The organism is Streptomyces griseus, from assembly GCF_001715295.1.
Lineage (GTDB): Bacteria > Actinomycetota > Actinomycetes > Streptomycetales > Streptomycetaceae > Streptomyces > Streptomyces griseus_G.
Genome location: NZ_MDKB01000003.1, coordinates 1,011,951 through 1,037,747, shown reverse-complemented (window position 1 = coordinate 1,037,747; position 25,797 = coordinate 1,011,951). Strand labels below are relative to the sequence as shown.

Sequence of the window (25,797 nt, the reverse complement as noted above, 5' to 3'; positions counted from 1 at the left end):
ACGGTACCCACATTGGTCTGGACATGTTCATGCTCCGTCAATAATCTGGACTTGGTCTAGACCGCACACGACGACCTGCGCGCACGGTATTCCCCGGAAATCCCCCACGTTCGAGGAGCGACACAGCATGCGGAAAAGGGCAAGCGCGGCCGTTCTCGGCCTCGCGATAGCGGGCGTCTCCATGTTCGCGACCGGCAGTGCCAGCAGCCACGGCTACACGGATTCCCCCATCAGCCGGCAGAAGCTCTGCGCCAACGGCACCGTCACCGGCTGCGGCGCCATCCAGTGGGAACCGCAGAGCGTCGAGGGGCCCAAGGGCTTCCCGGCGGCAGGGCCGGCGGACGGGAAGATCTGCTCCGGCGGCAACAGCACCTTCGCCGCGCTCGACGACCCGCGCGGCGGCAACTGGCCGGCCACCAACGTCACCAGCGGGCAGGGCTACAGCTTCCGCTGGCAGTTCACCGCCCGCCACGCCACCACGGACTTCCGCTACTACATCACCAAGAACGGATGGGACTCGACCAAGCCGCTCACCAGGGCCGCACTCGAATCGCAGCCGTTCATGACCGTGCCGTACGGGAACCAGCAGCCCCCGGCGACACTGACCCACCAGGGCTCCATGCCCACCCAGAAGACCGGCAAGCACATCATCCTGGCCGTCTGGAACGTCGCTGACACCGGCAACGCGTTCTACGCCTGCTCCGACGTGAAGTTCTGATACGCCCCGGCACGACGCACAGTGGGCGGTCTCCCCGGAAGGAGACCGCCCACTGTGGTGTCTGTGCGCCGTCAGGGACTCGAACCCCGGACCCGCTGATTAAGAGTCAGCTGCTCTAACCAACTGAGCTAACGGCGCCTGCTGACGTGAAAATAATACCTGGTCCCGCAGGGTGCTGATGACACGTGGCCGCACCCCGTGCGTGGCCCTCCCCACAGACCCGCCCGGCCCCCGGCACGCGCGGCGCCGACGGCGCCCCGGCCCGAAGTCAGAGGGCCAGGGACAGGAGCACCGGTGCGGCCCGGCGGTTCAGGGTCGCCGCGGCCGCCCGGAGCCGGTGGGCGTCCTCGATCGGCAGCGACAGGGCCAGGCACCCGGCCGACGAGCCCGCCGTCAGCGGAACCGCCGCGCACACCGTCCCCACCGCGTACTCCTGGAGGTCGAGGACCGGGACCGTGGCCGGCTGGCTGTCCAGCTTCGAGAAGAGCACCTTCTCGTTCGTGATCGTCCGCGAGGTCAGCCGGGCCGTCCGGTGCCGGGCGAGGTGATCACGCCGCCCGTTCTGGTCGAGCTGGGTCAGCAGGCACTTGCCGATCGCGCTGGCGTGGGCCGCCGAGCGGAAGTCCACCCACTCGTTGACCGCGGGCGTGCGGGGCCCGTCGGCGACCTGGGTGATGCGGATCTCGCCGTCGACGTACCGGCTGACGTAGACGGCGGCGCCCACCGAGTCGCGCAGCTGGACGAGCGACTGCTGCAGCTTCGCCTCCAGCGCCTGCTTGCGGGCCGCACCGGAGCCGAGCTCCAGGAGCGAGGAGCCGATGACGTACGCGCCGTCGGCCACCTGCTGGACGTACCCCTCGCGGCGGAGGGTCAGCAGGAGCGGCGTGAGGTGGCCCATGGGCAGCCCGGTCTCGCGCGCGAGACGCACGTCGGTCACCCCGTCGCCGTGGGTGGACACGGACTCGAGGACGCGCAGGGCGTACTGCACCGAGTGGAACGGCGCCTTCGGCTCGGGCTTCAACGCCACGGTTTCCCCCTACCAGGTTGTGACCGCAAGCTTCCGCCCCACGATAGCCGTCACCGGTGCCGGTCGGAGGGGGTGTTGACGAGATGGTGGACGCGCCCCCTGCTCCGTCGCGGGGGCGCATCCGTGAGGGCATATGCCAAGGTCATTGCCCCACCTCGCTGCCGAGGTCACAGCACCGCGTTGAGGAACTCGCGCGTCCGTGCGTGTTCGGGGTCGGAGAAGATCTTCTCCGGCGTGCCGGACTCCACCACACGGCCCGCGTCGAACATCAGCACCTTCTCCGAGACGTCCCGGGCGAAGTTCATCTCGTGGGTCACGCAGAGCATCGTGATGTCGGTGTTCCTGGCGATGTCGCCGAGAAGCTCCAGCACGCCCGCCACCAGCTCCGGGTCGAGCGCGGAGGTCACCTCGTCGAGCAGCAGGATCTCCGGCCTCATCGCCAGCGCGCGGGCGATCGCCACCCGCTGCTGCTGGCCGCCGGAGAGCTGGGACGGGTGGGCGTCGACCTTCTGCGAGAGCCCGACCAGGTCGAGCAGTTCCCGCGCGCGGGACTCGGCCTCCTCGCGGTCCATGCCCAGCACGTTGACCGGGGCCTCGGTGATGTTCTGGAGCACCTTCATGTTCGGGAAGAGGTTGAACTGCTGGAAGACCATCCCGATCTTCTTCCGGGACTCCCGCAGCTGCTTCTCACCCGCCGGCTTCAGCGCGCCGGACGGCGTCCGCACATGCGAGAGCGGCGAGCCGTCGACCCAGATCACCCCGTCGCTGACCTTCTCCAGCGTCATCAGCAGCCGCAGGATGGTCGTCTTCCCGGAGCCGCTGGGCCCGATGAGCGTGACGTGCTCGCCACGCCTGACGGTGAAGTCCAGCTGGTCCAGGACCACGTGATCGCCGTACCGCTTGACGACCTTGTCGAAGCGGACCAGGGGCTCGACACCGGTCACCGCGCGGTCCGCGGCCGCGTCGGCGGGTTCCTTCAGGGGAGCAGAGTCAGTGGCCAAGGCGCTTCTCCAGCTTTCTCATCAGCAGGGAGGTGGGATAGCTCGCGACCAGGAAGATCAGCCCGGCGAGCGTGAACACCTCCGTGTACACGAAGTGGTCGGCCCCGTACTTACGGGCCTCGAAGACCATTTCCTGCACCGTGATCACGGCGAGGAAAGGGGTCTCCTTGAACATCGAGATCGCGTAGTTCCCGAGGGCCGGCAGCACGTTGCGCACCGCCTGCGGCAGGATCACCGCCTGCCAGGTCCGCCGGGGCGACATGGAGAGCGCCCGGCAGGCCTCCCACTGCCCCTGGGGCACACCGTCGATCCCGGCCCGGTAGACCTCGGAGGTGTACGCGGCGTAGTGGATGCCCAGCACCACGATGCCGACGACCAGCGGCTCCACGGAGCTGAAGACGGCCGCGGCGCCGACCAACTGGACCAGCAGGGGGGTCGAGCGGACGAACTCGGCCACCGCCTTGACCGGCACCGTCACCAGACGGGAGGGTGCCCGCCCGGCAACGGCGACGGCCAGCCCCAGCACCGCCGCCACGAGCGTGCCGAGCGCGGTGGCCAGCAGCGTGACGCGGAAACCTTCGAGCAGCAGCGGGAGCGCCTCGCGCGCCGCCTCCCAGTTGAACGACTGGTTCACCGCGTACCTCCGGCTGTGGCTGCGGCCTCCGCCGTACGCGTCCTGAGCAGGCTGCCCGCCCCGGTGTGCAGGCCCAGCCGCCGTTTGGCGGTGCGCTCCAGCATGTTCATGAGCAGCGTCAGCGCGTAGGCGAGGACGAAGTAGACGGCCAGCAGCAGCAGATAGGTGCCGAGGGTCTCACCGCTCCGGCTGCGGACGTGTTCGATCGCGGTCATCAGATCGGCCGCGGAGAGCAGCCACAGCAGGGGCGTGCACTTCAGCAGCTGGATCAGCAGGTTGGTGAAGGAGGGGATCATCTGCGCCCAGGCCTGCGGCATGATCACCTTCCGCATCCGGTGGAAGGGCGTCATGTTCAGCGCCACGGCCGCCTCGTACTGCGCGCGGGGCACCGCGTTGATCGCGCCGCGCACGATCTCGGAGCCGTACGCACCGTAGTTGAGGCCGAAGGCCACGACGCCGCAGAGCAGTGGGGTCAGTTCGTACCCCGTCAGCGGCGGCATCGCGTAGTAGAGCCAGAACAGCTGGATGTAGAGGGACGTGCCGCGGAAGAACTCCACGACGGTCCGGGAGACACCGCGCACCAGGAGCAGCCTGCTGCCGGCCATCAGGCCGAACGTGAACGACAGGACCAGCGCGAGCAGGGAGCCGAGGACCGTGGCCTCGAGCGTCACCCACAGGCCCGAGGTGACCTGGGGGAACTCTTCGCCGAGTACGGAGAGGAAGTCACTCATTCCGTGTGATCCGTCCCCGTCAGCCCTTGCACAGGTCTGCGGTCTTCAGCGTGGCCGGCGGGATCTCCGTGGCCCCGAAGCCGTACTCCCCGAGCAGCTCCACGTAGCGCGACCTGTCGGCGACGATCTTCTTGAGCTCGCGGTTGAAGGAGTCCCGCAGGTCCTCGTTACCCTGACGGAACACCGCGCCCCCCGGGGAGAACTGCTTCGTGCCGTCCAGTTCCGGTACGAAGGCCTCGGTGACCTCGGTCTCCGGGTTCGTCCTGGCCAGCCAGCGCAGTGAGATGCCGGTGAGCAGGAAGGCGTCGATCCGGCCGCCCTTGACGGCGTCGGCGCCGTCCTGCGGCTTCTGCAGCGTCTTGATCTTCCCCTCGGCGATGCCCGCGCCCTTGGCGTACGAGGCCTCGACCGCACCCGACATCACGCCGACGGTGACTCCGGCGGCCTTCGCCGACGCCAGGTCGGTGATCTTCCTCGGGTTGCCCTTCCGCACCATCATCGCGGTGGGGGAGATGAACTCCGGCTCGGAGAACAGGGCGTTGGCGCACCGCTCGGGGGTGATGGCCATGCCGGCGCTGACCACGTCGTACTTTCCGGCCTGCAAGCCGGGTATCAGGCCGTCCCACTCCGACAGGGTCGGTTTCAGCTCGTCGACCCCCAGTGCCTTGAAGATCTCCCGGTGCAGGGTGGGCGCCTCGCCCTTGAGCTCCTTGCCCTCCATGTAGCCGTAGGGGGCCTCGTTGGCGTACGCGACCCGGACGAACCCCTGCTTGCGGAGCTTGTCGAGCGCGCCCTCGCCGGTCGCCGCACCGGAGTCGGTCTTGCTGCACGCGGAGAGCACACCGGGGACGACGAGGAGTCCGCCCACGGCCGCCGAACGATTGAGGAAGCCCCGACGGGACAGGTGAGGGAAGTCAGCCATGGTTCGCAATCTCCTGGATGAATCGGGGAGTCGGACTGTCCGGACAGGTTCAGCGCCTGCCCGATCCCCGGTGTCTATGCGGGCCGCGCCCTCATGTGATCGAACGGTGGCCGGAGGGAGACCTTCCTGTGTCCCGTTGCGGGCGGAGGGCGACGACGGGAGTGCGGGGTGTGTTGCGGTGGTGCGGTTGGTTCCTGAGTGACCGTTCTGCCCCGCGTCGGGTGGTTCCCCCTGTATGCGGGGCGGTTCGGCGTGCGTGTCCAGGCTGTTGCCCGCGCGCCGGTGGATTCAGTCCGCGTGACGGTCCGTCGCCCGCGCGCCGGTGCGTTCGGTCCGCGTGGCGGGCGGCTTCCCCCGCGTCGGGGTGTATCAGTCCGCGGGTCCGGCGGGGATGTCCCGCGAGGGTACGTAACCGCGCCGCACGTCCACCACGTTCGGCAGCGGCTCACCGGCGGCCCAGCGCTCGTACATCGCGACGAACTGCTCGCCCAGCCGGTCCCGCCAGCCCGCCGTGTCCCCGCTCATGTGCGGGGAGACGACCAGGCCCGGTACATCCCACAGCGGGTTGTCCGGCCCCAGGGGCTCCTCCTGGAACACGTCGAGCGCGGCGCCCGCGATCCAGCGCCGGCGTACCGCGTCCACCAGGTCCTCCTGCACGACCACCGGCCCCCGCCCGACGTTCACGAAGTGGGCGGACGGCTGGAGCAGGCCGAAGAAGCGCGCGTCGAACATGCCGCGCGTCCCGTCCGTCAGCGGAGCCGCGCAGATCACCCAGTCGGCACCGGCCGCCAGCCGGTCCAGGTCCTCGACGCCGTGGATCGACCGCCGCGCCGTACGCCCCACGAGCGCCACCTGGACGCCGAGCGCGTGCAGCAACCGCATGATCTCCCGGCCGATCGGGCCCGCCCCGACGACGACCGCGCGGCTGCCGGCGAGCTGCCGGGTCTCCCGGTGGTGCCAGCGGTGGCCACGCTGGAGGTCCAGCGTGGCCGGGAGGTCCTTGGCGAAGGCCAGCACCAGGCCGGCGACGTACTCGGCGATCGGCAGCTCGAAGACGCCCCGCGCGTTGGTGACGACGGTGGGGGACGCGGCCAGGGCGGGGCAGAGCAGCCGGTCCACGCCCGCACTCGCCGTGTGCACCCAGCGGGGGCGCGGCCCCTCGCCGGGCCAGGCCCGGCGCACCGCGTCCGAGGTGAAGTCCCACACCAGCAGCACGTCCGCTTCCGGCAGCTGTCCGGCCAGCGTCCGCTCGTCGGCGTACCGGACGCGGGCCCGCCCGGTCAGCCGGCCCAGGCGCGGCGACGGGTCGGTGTCGAGGACGAGGATCACGGGATCGGTCATGAGGAACTCCTACGCTCGCACCTGGCCGGACGGCCGTCAACAGGATGATGACCGGAAGGGAAACCGCTGGTCACGCGCGTTGGGGGCGCCGACCGGCGGCATGTGGAGGAATACTTGACGCAGGCAGGGGCAGCGGTGACAGCGTGCGCAGGGAGCGGGGACATCCGGACGGACGGGAAGGATGGACATGACGACCGTAGGACTTCTCTACCCGGGCCACGCCGCGGAGGCCGACTTCCCGCGGATCGAGGTCATGCTCGACAGCGACATCAGGCTGCCGCTGTTCCACACCGACGACGCCGGGGGTGCAGGTGCCTCCCGGATCGAGGCCCTGCGGGAGACGGGTTCGCCCGACCGGCTGGCCGCCGGGGTGGAGGAGCTGCGCCTGGCCGGCGCCGAAGCGCTGGTGTGGGCCAGTACCGACGGCAGCTTCGTGTACGGCTGGGACGGTGCCCACCAGCAGGTCGCCGGCCTCGCCCGGGCCGCCGGGCTGCCCGCGTCCAGCACCTCCTTCGGCTTCGTGCACGCGGTGGGGGAGCTGGGTGCCTCACGGGTCGCGGTCGCCTCGCTCGACTCCGAAGACGTCGCACCTCTGTTCGCCGACTTCCTGACGGCCGCCGGACTGGGGGTGGTCTCCGTCCGGGCCGTCGGGGACGCCGCCGGGCCCACCCCCGAGGAAGCCGCCGCCTGGAGCCCCGAGCAGGTGAAGGAACTGGCCGCCGCCGCCGACCATCCGGACGCCGAGGTGCTGCTGCTGCCGTGCACCGCGCTGCACACGGCGGCCTTCGTCCCCGAGCTGGAGGAACGGGTGGGTAAGCCGGTCCTCACGGCGAGCCAGGTGACGGTCTGGGAAGGGCTCCGGCTCGCCGAGCGCCGGGTCTGGGCCCCCACGCTCGGTACCCTGTTCGCCACCCGGGAGCCTCCGCCCGGCCTGGCCGAGCCCCGGGGCATCGAGGTGCGGGAGTAGCGGCGGCCCGGTACGGATCCTCGGGCGGGCCGCGGCGGGCGGAGCGCTCGGGGCGGGTGCCGGCCGACGGAGAACGCCGGGCCGGGCGGCGGCGCCGGGAATAAGCGGAGCCATCCTCCTGTTCGTACTCTGCGATACACGGACGCAGCACAGGAGAGGCCGTACACGTGGACGAGAACCGAGGCGACGAGATCCGCGGCACCGCGAGGGGGACGGCCTCCGTGCCGCTGTCCGTCCTCGACCTGGTGACCGTGGGGCAGGGCAGCACCGCCACCCGGGCCCTGCGCACGAGCGTGGACATCGCCACCCTCGCCGAGCGCCGCGGGTTCCACCGCTTCTGGGTCGCCGAGCACCACTCGATGCCGGGCGTGGCCTCCTCCTCGCCCGCCGTGATCCTCGCCCACCTGGCCGCACGCACCGAGCGCATCAGGCTCGGCTCCGGCGGCGTCATGCTGCCCAACCACGCCCCGCTGGTGATCGCCGAGCAGTTCGGCACCCTGGAGGCCATGGCTCCCGGACGCATCGACCTGGGCCTCGGCCGCGCCCCGGGGACGGACGGCGCCACCGCGGCCGCCCTGCGCCGTACCGAGCGGCTCAACGAGGGGGCCGACGACTTCCCGCAGCAGCTGGCCGAGCTGACGCGCTTCCTGGACGACGACTTCCCGGACGGGCACCCCTACGCCCGCATCCACGCCGTACCCGGGCCGGTGCAGGCCACCTCCCCCGGCGGTGTGCAGTCGCCGGGCCGCCCGCCGATCTGGCTGCTGGGATCCTCCGGCTTCAGCGCCCGGCTGGCCGGCGCCCTCGGGCTGCCCTTCGCCTTCGCCCACCACTTCTCGGCCCGGAACACCATCCCCGCCCTGGAGCTGTACCGCGAGTCCTTCACGCCGTCCGCGGTGCTCGACGCCCCGTACGCCCTGATCGGCGTGGCGGCGCTGGCCGCCGACGACGAGCGCGAGGCCCGGCGCCAGGTGCTCACCGGCGCCCTGTCGATGGTGCGGCTGCGCACCGGGCAGCCCGGACTCGTGCCGACGCCCGAGGAGGCGGAGGCACACTCCTTCAGCTCGATGGAGCGCGACTTCGTCGACGGCTGGCTGGCCAACATCGTCCACGGCACCGCCGACGAGGTCCGCGGCGGACTGGACGACCTGGCCAAGCGCACGGGCGCCGACGAGCTGATGATCACGGCCAACGCCCACGGCGGAGAGGCCCGGCTGCGCTCGTACGAACTGATCGCCGACGCGTACGGGCTGCCCGACCTCGGCTGATCCGCCCGGGCCGGGGCGGAACCGTCCCGCGTTCCCCGGTCCCGGCTCCCGGCTCAGGTGCCGGGGGGCCGGGTACCGATCAGCTCCGCGATCCGCTCCGGGGCCACCGCACGCGAGTACAGCCATCCCTGGCCGGTGTCGCAGCCGATGCGCCGCAGCCGCTCCGCCTGGCCCGAGGTCTCCACGCACTCGGCGGTGACCGTCAGGCCGAGGCGGTGGGCGAGCTGGACCATGGCCTCGACGATCGTCTCGTCGGCGGGGCTGGGCCGGGCGCCGTCCTCGTACCGGAAACCGCGGACGAAGGAGCCGTCCAGCTTCAGCACCGAGACGGGCAGCCGGCTCAGGTAGGCGAGGTTGGAGTAGCCGGTGCCGAAGTCGTCGATGGCGATCCGGACACCCATGTCGCTGAGCTCCTGGAGCACCCGCAGCGGCCGGCCGGAGGATCCCATCACGGCGGACTCCGTCAGCTCCAGCTGGAGCAGGCCCGGTGCGAGCCCGGTCTCGGCGAGGACCGCCGCGACGTCGGCGACGAGATCCGAGTCCCTGATCTGGCGCACGGCCACGTTGACGCTGATGAACAGGGCCGGCTCGCCGGGGTGTTCCAGCTGCCAGCGGCGGGCCTGGCGGCATGCCGTACGCAGTACCCACCGGCCGAGCTGGACGATCGTGCCGTCCTCCTCGGCGATCGAGACGAACCGGTGCGGCGCCAGCGTGCCGAACTGCGGGTGCTTCCATCTGACCAGGGCCTCGACACCCCGGACGACCTCGTCGGACATGCCGACCAGCGGCTGGTACTCCAGTGTGAACTCGCCCCGTTCCACGGCGGCTCCGAGCGTGGAGGAGAGCGCCTGGCGGGTCACCCGGCTCGCGTTGCGCTCGGGGTCGAAGAGCGTCCAGCGGGCCCTGCCGTCCGCCTTCGCCCAGTACAGGGTGGTGTCGGCGGCCTGCATGAGGGCGGTGGGGGAGGTGCCCACGGTGGGCCGCTCCACCACACCGATCGACGCGGAGACCGAGAGCCGCCGTCCACCGAGGTCGAAGGGGCGCTCCAGCGCTGTGAGGACCGAGCGGGCGAGCTCGGTGAGCTGATGGGTGCCCGCCGAGTCCTCGACGAGGATCGCGAACTCGTCCCCGCCCAGACGGGCCACGAGGTGTCCGCCGCGCCGGTCGCCCGCGCGGTGGTGACCGTCCACCTCCGCGCAGTCGGTGAGACGCCCGGCCACGGCGCTGAGCAGCCGGTCCCCCGTGCGGTGTCCCAGGGTGTCGTTGACCGCCTTGAAGCCGTCGAGGTCCAGGTAGCAGAGGCCGATCCGGCTGTGCCGGGGCAGTGAGTCGTCCTGGAAGGGCGGGGTCTCCAGTGCGGTGGCGAGCCGTTCGAAGAAGAGCGTGCGGTTGGGTAGCCGGGTCACCGGGTCGTGCAGCCGCAGATGGCGCAGCCGCTCCCGCAGCTCGTGCCGGTCGCTGATGTCCGCGACCGACAGCAGTACGCCGGCCGCGCCGCGCCCGCGCGCGGACGGGTCCGCCATCGGCACGACGGTGACCTCGGTCCACACGGACCGGCCGTCGGCGTGCTTGAGCCGGGCGGCGCAGCGGAGCCGGGGCCGGGTGCCGTCCAGGACCTCGGTGTACGCCTGCCAGGTGGCCCGGTCGGAGGCGAGACCGACGAGGTCGGCGGCGGCCTGCCCGGCCAGCGAGCGGGGATCGGCGCCGATCAGCGCCCCCATCGCGTCGTTCACGCGGACGATCCGGCCCCCGGGGTCCACGACGGCCATCGGGAGGGCGGCCAGCCGGAAGGCCGCGCGGTAGTCGTCCGCCCCCGACGGGGTGGAGGGGTCCTCCGGTCCCGGCGGTGTCCCGGGAGCCCGCTGATCACGTTCGGTGACCATCGGCCGCCCGGTGCCGGGGGTCACGCCCGCCGGGACTGCCGGGCCTTCGGAGGTTCCGCTCACCGCTCGCTCCCGCTGTGCAGATGGTGTCGACAGATGTGGTCGGGCAGGGGTCATCGGGTGGAGTGCCGTACCGGAGGCGGACACCACGCAGGAAAGCGAGGTGAAGCATAGAGGGTGGCGCGTCGGCCGTTCCAGCGCGGCGACGGTTTCCGTCGTACGGCACGCGCTTGGCTCAGGGGGCCGATGCCATCCACTTTGCCCGCACGTGATGGTTTTGTTCTTCTCTGGTTCGTTGTGGTGGCGGGGTGATCGAAAATGACTTTCTGTGAGCGGATGTCAGCCCATGACGTCCCGGCGCGCGGTGACAGCGCGAGGCCGGGGCGGTGACAGCGCGGCAAGGGCGCCGACCGTGGCGAGGTGGGCCCCGCGCTGACCCGTGTGGGGCAGCACAACAGGGCGTACGGCGTCGAACCGGCACAGGGTGAGGGGGATGTTCCGCATTCGCCACCCCGGAGGTAGATGTGCCGCGTCAGCGCAGACCCGGGGGAGTGGAGAGGCCGAGTCTGCGCAGTGCGGCGGCTGCCCTCACCTCCCTCGCGGCGCTCGCCGCCACCGGACTGGTCGCGGGGCCCGCCGTGGCCTCCCCGCGCGATGCCGGCCCCTGCGCCCTGCCCCGCACCGCGGCCCACCACTCCCTGGGGCTGGACAGCTGGAACAACGCCTATCCCCGCCCCGGCCGCGACCTCGACGCGGTGATGGTGTTCCTGTCGTTCCCCGACTCCGAGCCCGCCGTACCTCCCGAGGTCCTCGCCGCCGACCACTTCCCCTCGACCACCCGTTTCTTCCAGCGCGCCTCGTACGGGAAGTTCACCCTGCGCGCCCACCCCCAGCGGCAGTGGACCCGGATGCCCCGTCCCTCCACCTGGTACGGCATACAGCGCGACTGGGACCCCGGCCGGCGCGGCGCCTACCTGCGCGACGCGATCCGCGCCGCCGACGAGCGGACCGACTTCTCCGCGTACGACATCGTCTACCTGGTCGCCGACCCGGACGCGCCCGGCGTGGACTCGGACGCCACGAAGGTCGTCAACTTCGACCGGCCGCTGCGCGCCGACGGTACGGACCTCCGGCGGGTGGTCACCGTGTTCGAGGAGCACCCGCCGGACCGCAACGTCCTCGCGCACGAGACCGGGCACGTCTTCGACCTGGCGGACCTCTACCACCGCCCGGAGGACGGCAAGGGCGACTGGGACACCCACGTCGGCGACTGGGACGTGATGGGCAGCCAGTTCGGACTGTCCCCGGAACTGTTCGGCTGGCACAAGTGGAAGCTCGGCTGGCTGGGACGCGGCCAGATCGTCTGCGTCCAGGGCAGCGCCGACCTCACCCTGGAGCCCATGGGCGAGGCCCCCCCGCCCGGCGGTTCCCTCGGGACCCGGCTCGCGGTCCTCAGGACGGGCACCGACAGCGCCGTGGCCGTCGAGGCCCGCAGCGCCACCGGGAACGACCGGGCGACCTGCACCGAAGGAGTGCTGATCTACCGCGTCCACAACGCCACCCCGTCCGGCGGCGGCCCGGTCGAGGTACTGGACACCCACCCGCACTCCGACGCCTGCCGGGACCGGTCCGTCTACCCGCCCCTCGCCGACGCCCCGCTCCGCGAGGGCGAGCGCTACACCGTGCCCGGCGAACGCCTCCGGATCGAGGTCACCGACCGGACACCCTCGGGGGCGTGGACGGTGCGCATCGACACCGGTACCTGAACCGGGACCCGCAGGCACACGAAGAGACCCCCCTCGCTTCCGCGAGGGGGGTCTCTTCCGTCTGTGCGCCGCCAGGGACTCGAACCCCGGACCCGCTGATTAAGAGTCAGCTGCTCTAACCAACTGAGCTAGCGGCGCCTGCTGACGTCGTAGACATTAGCACCCGGATCGGCGGGAGGAAAAATCGAATTCCCGGTGGTCGACGGGGCCGCCGACCTGCTGACCCGTACACACGCCCAGAGGAGCACGTCCGGACCCGGAAGCCAGGGGTGACGGGTGTCCGGTGCCACCAGCCAGCGGGGTCCCGCGCCGTTCGCTCCGCCGGCCGGCGGTGGCACGGTCACCGCGTCCCCCGTGCCGTGGCACAGCAGCGGAGGCAGCGAGCCCCGGTGCGCCCGGGCGTGGGCGGCGGAGCCGGTGCCCCACTCCTCCCAGGCCAGCAGTGAGGGCAGCCGCTGGGCGGTGCCGGGCGAGGCGAAGAGCAGCATCCGGCCCCGGTGGGTGGCGACCGGGCCCGAACCGGGGCCCTCGGCCCAGAGCTGCTCCAGCATGCGCCGCCCGAAGAGGGCCGGCACGCTCACCACGTCGAACGTGGAGCCGCACGGCAGGACGCCCGGGGACGCCGGGTGCGCCCGCCACCGGGAGAGCGTGCTGCGCGGACAGGGCGAGGCCGTGGCCAGCCAGGCCGCCCCGGCGGCGGTGACCTGGGCGGCCCGGTCGTCGGCCGTCCGGTGGTCGGTCCCGTCCCGCAGCAGAGCGACGAGGTCGACGGCGTGGCGTGGGGCGGCATCGGGGTGCGGAATCGTTGCGTCGTTCAGCCATGCGCTCATGGCGACAGGTCTACCGGCTGTGACGGTGCTGTTTCCCAGGGTTGCGCGAAAGCCGGACAGGTCAGCTGTCGAAGGAGTATCTTGCCCGGACGCATATGCCAGAGGCTGTGCCCGGAGTGACGTAGGGAAAGGCCGGCCGGCGCGCACCGGACCGTAGGACAGCTCTGCCCCGCGTCAGGGGCGGGGCGCGTTCAGCAGGGAGCGGCCGAACTCGATCATCTTCTTGGCGTAGTCCTCGGTCCACTCCGCGCGCTCCGCTATGTCCGCGGCCGTGAGCCGGTCGAACCTGCGGGGGTCGGCGAGCTGCGCGGCGGCCACGGCCTGGAACTCGACGGCCCGGTCGGCCGCGGCCCGGAAAGCGTGCGTCAGCTCCGTCGCGCGGGCCAGCAGCTCCTTCGGGTCGTCCATCGACTCCAGGTCGAAGAAGTGCTCCGGATCGGCTGCCGCCTCGGCCGGCTCGAAGAGCAGGGGCGCGGGGCGCAGCCTCTGCCGGTCGTTCCGCTCGGGTTGTGCCATGTGGTGTTCCTTCCTCGGGCGGCCGGAGGGCCACCTTCCATTGTCCAGCCCGGCGCAAGAGCGCTGCCCAGGAACGGCCCCGGCGATGCGTGCGGAGCGTTCCGGATTCACGGCCGCCAGGGGACGCGGTGCTCGGCGAGATGGGCCAGGACCGCGTGGTTCGCCTCCCAGCCGTCCGGGAACTTCACCGTCACACCCAGCTGGACCGGCTCCGTCGAGGGGTGCTCGTCCAGCAGCTCCGCCACGCCTTCGCGGCACACCACCACACAGGCGTGCCGGTGCCGCGAGGCCAGCACGCACAGGCGGCCCGTCTCCAGGTGGAAGGCCGTGGCGTCCGGGCGGCCGGACAGCGGGTGCAGGACCACCGTCACGTCGAACTCGCGGCCCTGGAGCCGGTTCGCCGTGTCCACCGCGACGCCCGTCACCCCCAGCTCGGCCAGGGCCGCCCGCACCGCCGCGGCCTGATCGCGGTGGGCCGTGCCGACGGCGACCCGGTCCGCCGTCACCGCGACGGCCTCCGGGGAACGCTCACTCGTCGCGGCGCCGTCCCGGTCCAGCAGCCGCCGGACCACCAGGGCCACCGCCCGCACCGCCTCCGGGTCGGTACGCGGGGTGTGGCGGGCCGGGAGCTCCAGCAGCCCCCAGCCGGACTCGGCCGCCTCGTCCAGCACCCGGTCGGGGCCGGAGCCGTCCGAGGGAACGCCGAACGACAGCCGCCGGTCCCCGTGGCCCGTACCGCTCCGGAAGGGGGTGTACGGGTAGAAGGCGTCCGAGACCAGCGGCGCCGCCGACGCGGGCAGCCGCCACGACACCGGCAGCCGGTGCTGCGGCAGCTCCGGGTTGTGCGCGAGCAGCGTGGACACGGCACTGGCCGACGGATCGTACGACAGCCCCGCCCATTGGTCGGCGCCCACGATCGAGAACGGGTCGAGCTGACCGGGGTCCCCGACGAACAGCGCCCGCTCGAAGAGCCCCGCCACGGCCAGCAGCGCGTCCGACCGCATCTGGTAGGCCTCGTCGACGATCGCGTGCCCCCAGGGCTCCACGTTCTTCACGTGGGCCCACTTGGCGGCCGTGGAGAGAACGATGTCGAGCCCGGCCAGATCCGCCGCCTTCGCCGACGTGCGGACGTGGGCCAGGCCGTCCAGCACCTTGTCGTACGGGTCGGAGTCGCTGCTGTGGAGGCGGCCCACCGGAAGTTCCGGCGCCTTCTCGGCGAGCCGGACCACCAGGTCGTCCACCTGGGCGTTGGTCTGCGCGACCACCATCAGCGGGCGGCCCGCCGCCGCGAGTTCGAGCGCCGCGCGCACCACCAGGGTCGACTTCCCGGCGCCCGGCGGCGAGTCCACGACGATGCCGCGCGACGTGCCCCGCAGGGTGTCCCCGAGGATCGCGTCGGTCGCCCGCGCCGCCGCGGAACCCGGGTCGAGAACGGCTGTCACAGGAGATCCTCCGCGGTGACGGGGTCGGGCTGCTCGGTGTGTCCGCCGGCCGCGGCGCCCGGCGGGCCGCCGTGGGTCCACGGCGTGTCCTCGGGGTCGGGCAGCTTCGGACCGCCCCGCTGGTCGTGCTCGAACAGCGTCCAGGCGATCCGGTCACCGGGCGCGGGCACCGAGCCGGGCGCGGGCTCCCTGCTCCGGCCCATGCGGTCGGTGATCTTCAGGACGAGCAGGAGCTCCCCGGCGTCCGGGCCGTCGGAGGCGTACGCGACGAACTCCGCCGTCTGCGGCTTTCCGTCCAGCGAGCGGTACACCTTCGTCCGCTCACCGAGGTGCGGGCGCTCGTCCGTGCGCACCGTGAGCAACGGGCGCGGCGAGGGCCGCTTCGACTCCGTGTACGTCATCTCGACGTCCGTCACCTCCGCGACGAACGCCTCGCCCGCCAGCCGCCGCCCCGCCAGCACCAGCGGATCGTCCAGCGCCTCCTGCGCCTCCAGCTGGGCCTGGGCCGACTCCCGTGAGGCCAGCTTCTGCGCCGCCGTCACCGCGTCGTCCCGGCGCGGCTGCGGAGGCTCGCCCGCCCGGACCCGGTCCCGGTGCGCGGTGAACGACCAGCGGTCCCTGGTCCAGCGGTCCTCGGTCCTGGCACCCGCCGGCAGCTCCCGCAGCAGGTCGAGCCCCCGCCACACGGCGTCCCACGTCGGCCGCAGCACCCCCGCGAGGAGCGACCTGATCTCCCGCTCGGCCCGGCTCAGCTCGCCGAGCCGGGCGTCGGCGACCAGACCGTCCTCGGCGGCGGCCAGCGCCGCGCGGGCCCGGTCGTACGCCTCGATCGCCGGCGCGAGGAGCTTGTTGTCGAACGCCGGGTCCGTGGCCGGTCCGGCGGGCGGGCAGACCAGCTGCCCGGTGCCGTCCCGCTCCAGCTCCGCCCGGAGGGCCGCCACCGCCCCCGACCCGCCCGCCGGCGGGTCGACCCAGGCGAGCAGCGCACCGAGGTGCTGGTCCTCCAGGCTGCTCTGTCCCGTCGCCCAGTGCCGGTTCAGCAGGTCCGTCGCGGACAGCAGCAGCGACGAGCCCGGCACCCGCGCCCGCTCCCCGTAATGCGTCAGCCAGCGGCCGAGCAGCGGCACCCGGGCGGGCGCCGGGTACGGGGTGTCCGGATCGTCCTCGGCGGTGCGGCGGAACCGCATGGACCGCCCGAGCAGGCGTACGAACTCGACGCCCGCCCGGCTCGGCACGATCAGCTGGGCGGCGTCCGCGCAGAGCTCGACCTCGACCTTGACCTTCTTGCCGGTCTCCGGGTCGGTCTCCGCACGCTCGGCCGGCTCGACGGCGTCGGCGTACGACTCGATGTGCGGCAGCACCGCCTCCGCCAGCTCGGCGAGGAACTGGAACCGCAGGTCGCGGTCGCGTGGCTGGGGCACCGCGAGCAGCCGGGGCGCCTCGCGGTCCGCGCCCACGAGTGCCCCGAGCGGGGCGCCCGCCTCCCCCGCGGTGGTCAGGGGCACCAGGACCAGCGGCCGGTCCGCCAGATGGCGGTGGCGCACGGTGGCCAGCGGCTGGGCCCGCCCGCTGTCGACCGCCTCCAGCCGGGCCAGGGTGGTGATCAGCGACATGGTGCGCCGCCCTCCAGTGCCTCGGCGCGCAGCGCCGCCGCCCGGCGCAGCGCGGCCACCGTCGGGTCCGCCGGGTCGCCTTCCTTGCCGGCCGCGGCCGCCAGTACCCCGGCGACGGTCGTCAGGCTGCCGAGCTCGCCGCGCACGCTCCGGCCCAGGGCCTCCACCGCGCCCTGGGCACGGGCCTTCGCCCGGCAGTGGAAGGCCAGCTCGCACGCGGCCAGGCACTCGGGGGCGTAGGCGGCGGGGACCGCGTCGACCGCCGTGCCCAGCTCCTCGGGCGAGCGCCCCGGGTCGAAGGTCGTCCCCTCCGGCAGGGCGGCGGCGATGTCCTCGACGCGCGTCAGCCTGGTCAGCTGGCGGTGGGTGACGGCACGCTGTTTGCGCACGTCCACGACCGACGCGGTCGGCAGGTTGGAGAAGTCCTTCGGGCAGACCAGCAGGACGCGGTGGCCGACCTCGGCCCCCTCGGTCAGTGCGGCGACCCGCTCCAGCGCGAGGACGTAGACGGCGGCCTGCCGGGCCGCGGCCCCCACCTTCGCGGCATCGGCGGAGCTGTCGATCATGGGAAACGACTTGATCTCGACGACGGTCCAGGTGCCGTCGGGGTGCACCACGACGGCGTCCGGCTCCAGATAGACGGGCGACCCGGCCACCTCCAGCGCCAGCATCGGGTGGTCCAGGAGTGACCAGCCGCCTGCAGCGGTGGCCTCGCGCAGCGCCAGCGCCGTGCGCGCGGCGCGGCCCTCGGGGCCGGCGGCCGTCAGATCGGGCACCTCGGCGGGCCCCGGGGCGTCCGCGCCGCTGCCGAGCCGCTCGAAGAGCAGGCGCAGCAGCTCCGTGCCGCCGTCGGCCTTGACCTTCGCCTCGAAGGCGTTGCCCCGGATGAACGCGAACTGTGACTGGCCGAACGCGGCGGGGGAGCCGAGCGCGGTCGCCAGCCCGGCCTTGTCGACCCCGGCGCCGTCGAGCAGGGCGCGCCGCTTGCAGCCCGGGTTGGCGGCGAGGGCGGCCAGCGCCCGCGCGTCGAGCGGATGCGGCGCGACGGACGGGCCGCGCAGCTCAGCGAGCCGCTGCCGGAGCGTCGTCGCTGGCGGCGTCGGCCGCGGAGCCGGTGGCTGCGTGGCTGGAATCTGCGGAGGTGGTCCGCTGGCCGGGGATGCGCTCACCCGCGGAAGTCTTGCATCCGCCACTGACAACCGGGTACTTCGAGGGGACGGCGGGGGCGGCCACCGGCGTGAACACGGCGCGCACCCGGTCCTTGACACGGTCGGCGGCCCGCATGACGGGCCTGGTCAGCAGCGCGCCGACGCCCATCACGGCCGCGCCGGCCACCGCGTCGAGGAAGTAGTGGTTCGCCGTCCCCATCACCACGAACACGGTGATCAGCGGGTAGGCGATCCCCGCCGCCCGGACGAGCGGGTGGCGGCCGTGGCGCCACAGCAGGAGCCCGCACCACACCGCCCAGCCGACGTGCAGGCTCGGCATCGCCGCGTACTGGTTGGTCATGCCGCTGAGCCCGCGGGGGGCGCTCGCGCCCGTACCCCACCAGCCGTAGGAGCTGTACTGGGCCATCGTGTCGACGAATCCGTGCCGGGCGTCGAGCAGCCGGGGCGGGCAGGTCGGCATCAGCGCGAAGCCGGCCAGTCCGAGGACGGTCGAGGTCATCAGCCAGGTGCGGGCCGCCCGGTAGGCGGCGGACCTGCGGCGGAACATCCATACGAGGACGGCCGGGGTGACCAGGTAGTGCAGGGAGGCGTAGGCGAAGTCGGCGGGGACGCCGAGTGCGGCGTGCTCGGTCAGCAGCCGGTTGAGAGGGTGCTCGGCGTTGAGGAACAGCGCCTTCTCGATCCGCAGGATCGCGAGACCGTGGTCCACGGCCGCCGGTATGTCCTCCCGGACCAGGAGGCGGCCCACCGAGTACAGCCCGTACACCACCGCCAGCAGGGGCAGCTCCGTCCACCAGCGGGGCCGCCGATGGCCGGAGGTGCGTATCGCGGCGGTGGCGTGCGGCATCCGGTTGCTCTCCCCGAGTTCGTGCGGTGGACGGCGGGCGTTCAACCGTACGGCGGTTGCCGGCCTTGTCACCCCCCGGGGGGCGTTCGGCCGCGGACGTCGCCGGTCACGCGTGGGGAGGGACGCCCGTACCGCCCCGCGGGTTGCCCCCGGGGCGGGTGAGAGATGATGGTCCGGGGCCTCGCCCGCGCCGTTTCCAGGACGGTCGTCACCGGTGCCGCCCCTCGCCGTCCCGGACACCGCTGTCCCGGACCCGTCAGATCCCAGGGTCCCCGGATCTTCGGATCTCAGTATTTTTCAGGGAGAGCCGTCATGGCACCGCGAATCCTGCTCGCCCGGCACGGCCAGACCCAGTGGTCGGTCCAGGGCAATCACACCGGCAGGACCGACATCCCCCTCCTGGACGCCGGTCGCGAAGGCGCCGAGCTGCTCGGGGAGCGGCTGCACCGGCAGCCCTGGGCGGGCTTGCCCGGGGTGGAGGTGCGGACCAGTCCGCTCGTCCGGGCGGCCGAGACGTGCGCACTCGCCGGATTCGGCGAGCGGGCCGAGCCGTGGGACGCGCTGATGGAGTGGGACTACGGGGAGTACGAGGGCCTGACCCCGGACCAGATCAGGGCGGACCGTCCCGACTGGCTCATCTGGCGCGACGGGGTGCCCGGCGGTGAGACCCTCGCCGAGGTCGCGGCCCGGGCCGACGCCGTCGTGGACTGGGCGCGTGCGGCCGACCGGGACGTGCTGGTCTTCGCCCACGGGCACATCCTGCGTGCCCTGGGCGCGCGGTGGCTCGGCGAGGACGTGTCCTTCGCCGCCCGGATCCGGCTGGAGCCGACCTCGCTGTCGGTGCTGGGATGGGCGTACGGGATGCCGGCCCTGGAGCGCTGGAACGACACCGGCCACCTGGACCGGTAGTCGGCCGGGCCGACGGGGCGGCGGCCCGGCTCTTCGCGGCGGGGCACCCGTCCTTCGCCGGGCGGTCGGCTCCACCGGGGCCGGGCCTGTGCGTCCGGTGGTGGTGGGGTGCCCGGCCCGTGCCGGGGCGCCGCCGCTCCGGGTGCAGCGGGGCGGTCCTGTGCGCGCCCTCCCGTGTGCCCGGGGCCGGTGCGCGGCGCGTGCCGCGTCGGGGGCAGGCGGGTTCACACCGTCGCTCGTGCGGCCCGGTGGCGGGTGCCCGCCCGTGTCGTGCTGCTCGGTCCCGTGCGCCGTGGCGCCGCCGGTCCGGGGCGCGTGCCGACCGGGGGCGCGGGCGCCCGTCATCCGGCGGGCGGGAGTCCGTCGTACCGGTTGAGCAGTGCGGCCACCTCCGGGCCGCCTCGCGGCCTCAGTACGCACACCGCGCTCGCCAGCATCCCGCGGATCCGCGAGGACCGGACCTGGTCCAGCAGGTCCAGCACCTGGTGCCCGGCCGCCGCGGCCTCGTCGGCCCTGCCCGCGCGGGCCAGGTCACCCGTGAGCTGCGCCTGGTAGAGAGCGAGGTTCCGCGTGAAGTGCGGATCCTGCAGCCGGGTCGCCCGCCGGGCGTGCCGTGCGGCCCTCGGCCAGTCGCCCAGCGCCGACCAGCACTGCGCCTGGAGCATCTCCAGCTCCGCTTCCCGGAAGAACGTCATCCACTCGGGGTCCGAGGCGCGCGCCCCCTGCTCGAACGCCGTCCGCGCACGCCCGACGGCCTGCTCGCACCCGGTACGGTCCCCGAGCCACGCCCGCCCGCCCGCCTCCCGCAGGGCGAGAAGGGCCGTCAGCCGCGGCGAGCCGAGCGGGCGGGCCGCCCGCTGACCGGCCTCCGCGGCCCTGACCGCCTCCCTGGCCCGCCCGGTGTCCCGGGCCAGGAACGACACGTTGCAGAAGGCGTGTGCCTCGAGCGCCGCGTCCCCGGCCAGCCGCGCCGTCGCGAGCGCCTCCGCGTAGTGCGAGCGCGCGTCCTCGAAGCGGCCCGAGTCGTGCGCCAGCCAGCCCACCGAGATCGCCAGCTCACCGGCGCCCGCGTGCAGCCGGTCCAGGGTGCTGCGGCGGGCCGCCGTATCGGCGTCGAGCAGGGCGTAGGCGGCCCGCAGCGGCTGGGAGGCGCGCCGGTAGAGGCGGTCCGCGCCGTGCCGGTCGTCCAGCAGCCGGATCCGGCGCACCGCGTTCTCGACGGCGCTCACCTCGGCCTCGCCGACCCGGCGCTGGGCGGGCACGGTGGTCAGGGCGGCGGCGGACGGGCCGCCGAGACCCAGGGACGCGGCTGCCACCGTGGCGGTGCCGCTGGTCATGAACACGCGACGCAGCACGTCGCTCTCCTCGTCGATGTCACTGTGGAGCGTGGGGGGCGTGGTGGGATGAGGAGGGGGCGCCGAGCGGGCCCTCCGGCCGCGCACGCTCTCGCGGGCCGAGAAGCCCAGACTCTCCAGGGTGGCCCCCGGGAACATGTGAAGGAACACCCGTTCGTACGCGTAGTTGGGGCAGCGGATCTCGCCGGACTCCACGCGCCCGATGTACCGCGCGTCGCACGCGACGTGTTCCCCGATCTCGCGGGCGGCCCTGCGGACCGTTGCCGCGAACTCCCCGGCGGAGCGCTGTCCGCGCAGCCGTCGGAAGGCGAGGTTGGGAACTGCCGGTGTCGACACCATGGCGGGGCCCTTCTCTGGTGTGCAGCCGGGCGCCTGCTTCCGCTGTCCCGGCGGAGCAAGAACGTACCTGCTGTGACGGAACGCACACGTTGCGTATGTGTTCAATTCGGGCATCTCGCCCCTGATCCGCCATGAACTGCCACCCTTTGCGGCGGCGTGCCGCCGTAGCCCTTGACGTCGTCGGCGCGTTGGTCCATGCGAGACGGGGCGTGGCCCCGTTCGGCGACAGAGGAGGGATTTCCCTTGCTGCACATGGGCCCGGAAACAACACCGTGCGACCTGGTGACTGTCCCGGCGCGTCAGGGCCTGGAGGCCGTCGACATCCTGCGCCGCGGCGCCGACCACGAGGCCGTCGGCCCGGTTCTCCACGACGGCTCCTGCGCCACCCTCGGCTTCCTGGTCCCGCCCGGCACCGCGGACGGATGGGACGTACCGGGCAGCGCCTGTACGCGGACGGACGGCCGCGGGCTGAGCCTCCCCACCGAGCCGCCCGTCGTCGGCGGCGGCTGGCTCCTGCCGCCCGGTGCCGACGCCCCGGTCACCGACCCGGAGGCGCTCCGGGCCGCACTCGGCCAGGCGGCCCGCCTCATCGAGGCGGCCGACAACTGCCGCTGAGCGATAATGGGCAGGTGGGCGGAGTTACCGCCTCGCCGGGCCCGTCCCAGGACACCGGCCGTGAGCGGTGGGCGAGTGAGCGAGGACGAGGGCGTGGCACGTCGAGGAGCATCCGCGAAGGGCGGGAGCGCCCGGAGGCGGCCCGACCGCGAGCAGGAGCCCGTCGCCACCCCGGTGGACGGCGGCCTCGCCGAACTCGTACCCGACCGTGAACGGCCGCGCGCACGGACCCTGCTCCTGGACGGCGCCCCGCAGTCCCACGTCGACCTCGACGACCCCGCGTACCTCTCGTTCGCCTACCAGCGCAGGCTCGGCCATGTCATCGATCTCGCCGCGCCCCCCGGCCGCCCCCTCCAGGTCCTGCACCTGGGAGGCGGCGCCTTCACACTCGCCCGCTACGTCGCTGCGGCCCGTCCCCGCTCCACCCAGCAGATCGTCGAGATCGACGCCGCCCTCGTGCAGTTCGTCCGCCGCGAACTCCCGCTGGACCCGCAGGCCCGGATACGGGTGCGTTCCACCGACGCCCGCGCCGGGCTCGGCAGGATCCAGGACGGCTGGGCCGACCTCGTCATCGCCGACGTGTTCGACGGAGCCCGGACCCCCGCACACCTCACCTCCGCCGAATTCCTCACCGAGGTGCGCCGCGTCCTGAGGGCCGGCGGACAGTACGCCGCCAACCTCACCGACGGCCCGCCGCTCGCCCACCTGCGGGGCCAGATCGCCACGGCCGCGTCCCTCTTCCGCGAGCTGGCCGTGGCCGCAGACCCGGCCGTCTGGCGGGGCCGGCGCTTCGGCAACGCGGTGCTGGTCGCCTCGGACCTGCCGCTCGCCGTCGCCGAACTGACCCGCAGGGTCGCGAGCGATCCGCACCCCGGCCGGGTCGAACACGGCCGCGCCCTCACGGACTTCACGGGCGGCGCCGCCGTCGTCACCGACGAGGGCGCCCGTCCCTCACCGAGCCCGCCGCCCGGCGCCTTCGACTGACCACCCGGCTCCGTGAGCAACCTCGTGGCCGCGTGTGCGGATCCCGGGACCGCGTTGCTCCGGATGGGTTACGGTCCGCCCATGCCAAGTGTGCTCGTGGTCGAGGACGACCAGTTCGTACGGTCGGCCCTCATCCGGCACCTGACCGCGGCCTCCCACACCGTACGGAGTGTCGGCACCCCCTTCGAAGCCCTCCGCGAGGTCGCGCACTTCCGCTTCGACGTGGTCGTCCTCGACCTCGGGCTACCCGACCGCGACGGCGCCGAGGTACTCCGGATGCTGCGGTCCGTCACCGACGTACCGGTCATCGTCGTGACCGAGCGGGACGACGAGGCCGAGATCGTCAGGCTGCTCAACGGCGGCGCCGACGACTACCTGACCAAGCCGTTCTCCGTGGAACACCTCTCCGCCCGCATGGCCGCCGTGCTGCGCCGCACCCGGCGAGCCGCCGGGCGGACGCCGCCCCCACGCGTCCTCCAGGTCGGCGGGCTCTCCATCGACCCGCTGCGCCGCCAGGCCGAACTGGACGGAGCCGCCCTGGACCTGACCCGCAGGGAGTTCGATCTGCTGGCCTTCCTCGCCGGGCGCCCCGGCGTCGTGGTCGCCCGCCGCGACCTGCTGGCCGAGGTCTGGCAGCAGTCCTACGGCGACGACCAGACCATCGACGTCCACCTCTCCTGGCTGCGCCGCAAGCTGGGCGAGACGGCGGCCCGGCCGCGATACCTGCACACCCTGCGCGGCGTCGGCGTGAAACTCGAGCCGCCTGCGTCGCCCGAGCAGCCCGCCTGAGAGGGGCCGTCCGTCCGGGAGAAGGGCATCGGACGGCCGGCGATGTCCCGCGCCCCTGCCTCCCGCAGCCGGTCTCCGTGCGGTGCGGTCCGTGCGTCCCGACGCCCGACGCCCGACGCCGAAGGCCCCCCGCTCCCGGCTTCTCGCCGCCGCTCCCGCGTCCTCCGTGCCCGAGTCCCGCACGGAGGGCGCCCCGAGGCGCCCTCGGCCGCTTCCGGGACACGCGGCCCGCCGGGCGGAACCCCCCGGCTCACGAACGGAGTTCGGGGAAAGAACGCGGAACGGCTCTCAGGTCCCCCTGTGCGCCTCCGAACCGCCGTGTCCCGTTCATCTTCCGGCGGGCGTCTCCGGCCCAGGGCGAGACCGCCACCCGCCGGAAGAAGCCGCGCCGGAATCTGCCGTGCAGGCGCCCTACCTCGGGCCCGGCCGTCGGTCTGTTCGCCCAACACCCGCCTGAACTGGGCTTTTTGGCGGGGCGGTACCCCAGTCATGCAGGGCGTGCCGGTGAACGCAAGACCTCGGTCGGACACGTTCGCGTGACTTGCAGGACACACTCGGGCAACGGAAGCGTCTTCAAGTCTTGACACCCACCCCCTTGAGGCAGCAATCTTCCGGCATCAGCGCATGGGAGCGCTCCCATATCGAACGAGGTTTTTCGCTCGTACGGGGACGGCACAGCCCATGTCCTCTCCGTACCACTGGCACCCGCACCCACCAGCGCGTATGCCGAGCAGATCGAACGCCAGTCCCACCCTGGAACAAGGAGTAGTGGAATGCGCATCACCCGCACCGTCGCAGGTCGACGCCGCAGAGCCGCCGTCATGGCTACCACGGGCCTCACGGCCACCGCCCTGCTGCTGACCGGCTGCAGCGACTCGGACTCGGACTCCGGCGAGGCCGACGCGAACGGGAACATCACCCTGACCGTGGCCGACTTCGGGCAGTTCGGGTACAAGGAGGCGGGGCTCTTCGCGAAGTACCACGAGCTCCACCCGAACATCACGGTCAAGGAAAACACCACGGCCGAGGAGAAGGTCTACTACCCCAAGTTCCTCCAGCAGCTCAACACGGGCAGCGGACTGGCCGACGTACAGGGCATAGAGGTCGGCCGCATCAAGGAACTCGTCGACACCAAGGCGGACGCGTTCGTCGACCTCGCCAAGGTGGTCGACACCGACCAGTGGGTCAACTGGAAGGCGCTGCAGGCCAGCACCGACGAGGGCAAGGTCATCGGCGCCGGTACCGACATCGGCCCCATGTCCATCTGCTACCGCCGCGACCTGTTCGAGCAGGCCGGTCTGCCGGCCGACCGCGAGGCGGTCGCCGCGAAGGTCGCCGGCGGCTGGGAGGACTACCTCAAGCTCGGTGAGGAGTACAAGAAGAAGGCCCCCGCGGGCACCTTCTTCATGGACTCCGCCAGCGCCATGTACAACGGCGTGGTCAGCTCCGACTCGGAGCAGTACTACTCCAAGGACGGCAAGCCGATCTACAAGGAGAGCGCCGGCGTCAAGGCGGGCTGGAACCTCGCCGCGGAGGCGGTCGACAAGAAGCTGACCCAGGGCCTGGCCCAGTTCAGCCCGCCGTGGCAGGCGGCCCTGCGCAAGGGCAGCATCGCCACCGTGGCCTGCCCCGCGTGGATGGCGGCGCAGATCTCCACGTACGCCGGTGACGCGTTCAAGGGCAAGTGGGACATCGCCCGCACCCCCGGTGAGACCGCGGCCAACTGGGGCGGTTCGTTCCTCTCCGTGCCCGCCAAGGGCAAGCACGTCAAGGAGGCCGGTGAGCTCGTCAAGTGGCTGACCGCGCCCGAGCAGCAGGCCGCCGTCTTCAAGGCGGTCGGTGTCTTCCCGTCGAACAAGGGCGCCTACGAGCTCGCCGACGTGAAGGGCGCCAAGCTGGAGTACTTCAACAACGCCCCCATCGGTGAGATCTACGCCCAGGAGGCGCAGGTCATCCCCGCGGCCGTGCTCGGCCCGAAGGACGGCATCATCAAGGACTCCATCTCCACCCAGATCAACAACATGGAGCAGCGCGGCACCAAGCCCGACAAGGCCTGGGACGACGCCGTCGAGGCCATCGACAAGGTGATCGGCTGACCCTCGCCGGTGCGGGTGGCCGGGATGCCTTCCAG

The 25,797-nt window shown here is 72.8% G+C and carries 24 protein-coding genes and 2 tRNA genes; 9 read left to right on the top strand and 17 right to left on the bottom strand.

Features of this window, described 5'->3' with window-relative positions; genetic code table 11:
- The first annotated feature begins 127 nt into the window (after window positions 1-127).
- Window positions 128-718, top strand: a complete 591-nt coding sequence (locus BA175_RS20745; protein WP_069172924.1) for a lytic polysaccharide monooxygenase auxiliary activity family 9 protein — start codon at window positions 128-130, stop codon at window positions 716-718.
- A gap of 64 nt (window positions 719-782) precedes the next feature.
- On the opposite strand, the gene BA175_RS20740 is transcribed toward BA175_RS20745, so the two are convergent.
- The 7 genes from BA175_RS20740 to BA175_RS20710 form a co-directional block, all read right to left on the bottom strand.
- A tRNA-Lys gene (locus BA175_RS20740) sits at window positions 783-856 on the bottom strand.
- A gap of 130 nt (window positions 857-986) precedes the next feature.
- Complete coding sequence (locus BA175_RS20735; protein WP_069172923.1) at window positions 987-1,745, bottom strand: IclR family transcriptional regulator; 759 nt, start codon at window positions 1,743-1,745, stop codon at window positions 987-989.
- 167 nt (window positions 1,746-1,912) lie between these two features.
- Window positions 1,913-2,746 carry an ectoine/hydroxyectoine ABC transporter ATP-binding protein EhuA gene (gene ehuA, locus BA175_RS20730; RefSeq protein ID WP_069172922.1) on the bottom strand — a complete coding sequence of 278 codons (834 nt, stop codon included), beginning with the start codon at window positions 2,744-2,746 and terminating at the stop codon, window positions 1,913-1,915.
- Window positions 2,736-3,380 (bottom strand): ectoine/hydroxyectoine ABC transporter permease subunit EhuD, encoded by a 645-nt coding sequence (ehuD, locus tag BA175_RS20725; RefSeq protein WP_069172921.1) that lies wholly within the window; start codon window positions 3,378-3,380, stop codon window positions 2,736-2,738. Before ehuD ends, ehuA begins: the two co-directional genes overlap by 11 nt.
- A complete protein-coding gene (ehuC, locus tag BA175_RS20720; protein ID WP_069172920.1) occupies window positions 3,377-4,111 on the bottom strand; it encodes an ectoine/hydroxyectoine ABC transporter permease subunit EhuC in 735 nt (244 codons plus the stop codon). The genes ehuD and ehuC overlap by 4 nt, the downstream gene beginning before the upstream one ends.
- A 19-nt stretch (window positions 4,112-4,130) precedes the next feature.
- Window positions 4,131-5,033: an ectoine/hydroxyectoine ABC transporter substrate-binding protein EhuB gene (ehuB, locus tag BA175_RS20715; protein WP_069172919.1), complete on the bottom strand. Its 903-nt coding sequence runs from the start codon at window positions 5,031-5,033 to the stop codon at window positions 4,131-4,133.
- Between the two features lie 369 nt (window positions 5,034-5,402).
- On the bottom strand, window positions 5,403-6,374 hold the full coding sequence (locus tag BA175_RS20710; RefSeq protein WP_069172918.1) for a D-2-hydroxyacid dehydrogenase: 972 nt from the start codon (window positions 6,372-6,374) through the stop codon (window positions 5,403-5,405).
- 187 nt (window positions 6,375-6,561) lie between these two features.
- Between BA175_RS20710 and BA175_RS20705 the strand changes: the two genes are divergently transcribed.
- Window positions 6,562-7,341 carry a maleate cis-trans isomerase family protein gene (locus BA175_RS20705; protein ID WP_069173146.1) on the top strand — a complete coding sequence of 260 codons (780 nt, stop codon included), beginning with the start codon at window positions 6,562-6,564 and terminating at the stop codon, window positions 7,339-7,341.
- Window positions 7,342-7,508: 167 nt separating this feature from the next.
- Entirely contained in the window at window positions 7,509-8,609 is a 1,101-nt protein-coding gene (locus BA175_RS20700; protein ID WP_069172917.1) for an LLM class flavin-dependent oxidoreductase, read from the top strand.
- 53 nt (window positions 8,610-8,662) lie between these two features.
- Here BA175_RS20700 and BA175_RS20695 read toward each other — a convergent pair whose 3' ends face one another.
- Complete coding sequence (locus BA175_RS20695) at window positions 8,663-10,555, bottom strand: putative bifunctional diguanylate cyclase/phosphodiesterase (protein ID WP_069172916.1); 1,893 nt, start codon at window positions 10,553-10,555, stop codon at window positions 8,663-8,665.
- A gap of 276 nt (window positions 10,556-10,831) precedes the next feature.
- Entirely contained in the window at window positions 10,832-10,996 is a 165-nt protein-coding gene (locus tag BA175_RS31235; RefSeq protein ID WP_175420876.1) for a hypothetical protein, read from the bottom strand.
- A 20-nt stretch (window positions 10,997-11,016) separates the two neighbouring features.
- Here BA175_RS31235 and BA175_RS20690 point away from each other — a divergent pair, with 20 nt between their 5' ends.
- On the top strand, window positions 11,017-12,258 hold the full coding sequence (locus tag BA175_RS20690) for a M6 family metalloprotease domain-containing protein (RefSeq protein WP_069172915.1): 1,242 nt from the start codon (window positions 11,017-11,019) through the stop codon (window positions 12,256-12,258).
- A gap of 64 nt (window positions 12,259-12,322) precedes the next feature.
- Here the strand turns inward: BA175_RS20690 and BA175_RS20685 are convergent.
- The 7 genes from BA175_RS20685 to BA175_RS20655 form a co-directional block, all read right to left on the bottom strand.
- Window positions 12,323-12,396, bottom strand: a tRNA-Lys gene (locus BA175_RS20685).
- The gene (locus tag BA175_RS20680; protein ID WP_069172914.1) at window positions 12,387-13,088 is read right to left on the bottom strand and encodes a hypothetical protein; all 702 of its coding nucleotides are present in this window, start codon (window positions 13,086-13,088) and stop codon (window positions 12,387-12,389) included. Before BA175_RS20680 ends, BA175_RS20685 begins: the two co-directional genes overlap by 10 nt.
- Before the next feature lie 174 nt (window positions 13,089-13,262).
- Window positions 13,263-13,604 (bottom strand): hypothetical protein, encoded by a 342-nt coding sequence (locus BA175_RS20675; protein ID WP_069172913.1) that lies wholly within the window; start codon window positions 13,602-13,604, stop codon window positions 13,263-13,265.
- A 107-nt stretch (window positions 13,605-13,711) separates the two neighbouring features.
- Window positions 13,712-15,046: an AAA domain-containing protein gene (locus BA175_RS20670; protein ID WP_069172912.1), complete on the bottom strand. Its 1,335-nt coding sequence runs from the start codon at window positions 15,044-15,046 to the stop codon at window positions 13,712-13,714.
- On the bottom strand, window positions 15,043-16,659 hold the full coding sequence (locus tag BA175_RS20665) for a hypothetical protein (RefSeq protein WP_069172911.1): 1,617 nt from the start codon (window positions 16,657-16,659) through the stop codon (window positions 15,043-15,045). Before BA175_RS20665 ends, BA175_RS20670 begins: the two co-directional genes overlap by 4 nt.
- Window positions 16,650-17,828, bottom strand: coding sequence for a hypothetical protein (locus tag BA175_RS20660; RefSeq protein WP_069172910.1), 1,179 nt, complete (start codon window positions 17,826-17,828; stop codon window positions 16,650-16,652). The genes BA175_RS20665 and BA175_RS20660 overlap by 10 nt, the downstream gene beginning before the upstream one ends.
- Window positions 17,722-18,675: a phosphatase PAP2 family protein gene (locus BA175_RS20655; protein WP_069172909.1), complete on the bottom strand. Its 954-nt coding sequence runs from the start codon at window positions 18,673-18,675 to the stop codon at window positions 17,722-17,724. Before BA175_RS20655 ends, BA175_RS20660 begins: the two co-directional genes overlap by 107 nt.
- 312 nt (window positions 18,676-18,987) lie before the next feature.
- On the opposite strand from BA175_RS20655, the gene BA175_RS20650 reads away from it, so the two are divergent.
- The gene (locus BA175_RS20650) at window positions 18,988-19,584 is read left to right on the top strand and encodes a histidine phosphatase family protein (RefSeq protein WP_069172908.1); all 597 of its coding nucleotides are present in this window, start codon (window positions 18,988-18,990) and stop codon (window positions 19,582-19,584) included.
- Between the two features lie 341 nt (window positions 19,585-19,925).
- Here the strand turns inward: BA175_RS20650 and BA175_RS20645 are convergent, their stop codons facing one another.
- On the bottom strand, window positions 19,926-21,278 hold the full coding sequence (locus tag BA175_RS20645; protein ID WP_069172907.1) for a transcriptional regulator: 1,353 nt from the start codon (window positions 21,276-21,278) through the stop codon (window positions 19,926-19,928).
- A gap of 252 nt (window positions 21,279-21,530) precedes the next feature.
- On the opposite strand from BA175_RS20645, the gene BA175_RS20640 reads away from it, so the two are divergent.
- The 4 genes from BA175_RS20640 (at window position 21,531) to BA175_RS20625 (ending at window position 25,762) form a co-directional block, all read left to right on the top strand.
- On the top strand, window positions 21,531-21,893 hold the full coding sequence (locus tag BA175_RS20640; protein ID WP_254667939.1) for a hypothetical protein: 363 nt from the start codon (window positions 21,531-21,533) through the stop codon (window positions 21,891-21,893).
- Between the two features lie 93 nt (window positions 21,894-21,986).
- Window positions 21,987-22,877, top strand: coding sequence for a spermidine synthase (locus BA175_RS20635; protein ID WP_069173145.1), 891 nt, complete (start codon window positions 21,987-21,989; stop codon window positions 22,875-22,877).
- Window positions 22,878-22,958: 81 nt separating this feature from the next.
- Window positions 22,959-23,666, top strand: coding sequence for a response regulator transcription factor (locus BA175_RS20630; protein ID WP_069173144.1), 708 nt, complete (start codon window positions 22,959-22,961; stop codon window positions 23,664-23,666).
- A 773-nt stretch (window positions 23,667-24,439) separates the two neighbouring features.
- Window positions 24,440-25,762, top strand: coding sequence for an ABC transporter substrate-binding protein (locus tag BA175_RS20625; RefSeq protein WP_069172905.1), 1,323 nt, complete (start codon window positions 24,440-24,442; stop codon window positions 25,760-25,762).
- Window positions 25,763-25,797 lie beyond the last annotated feature (35 nt).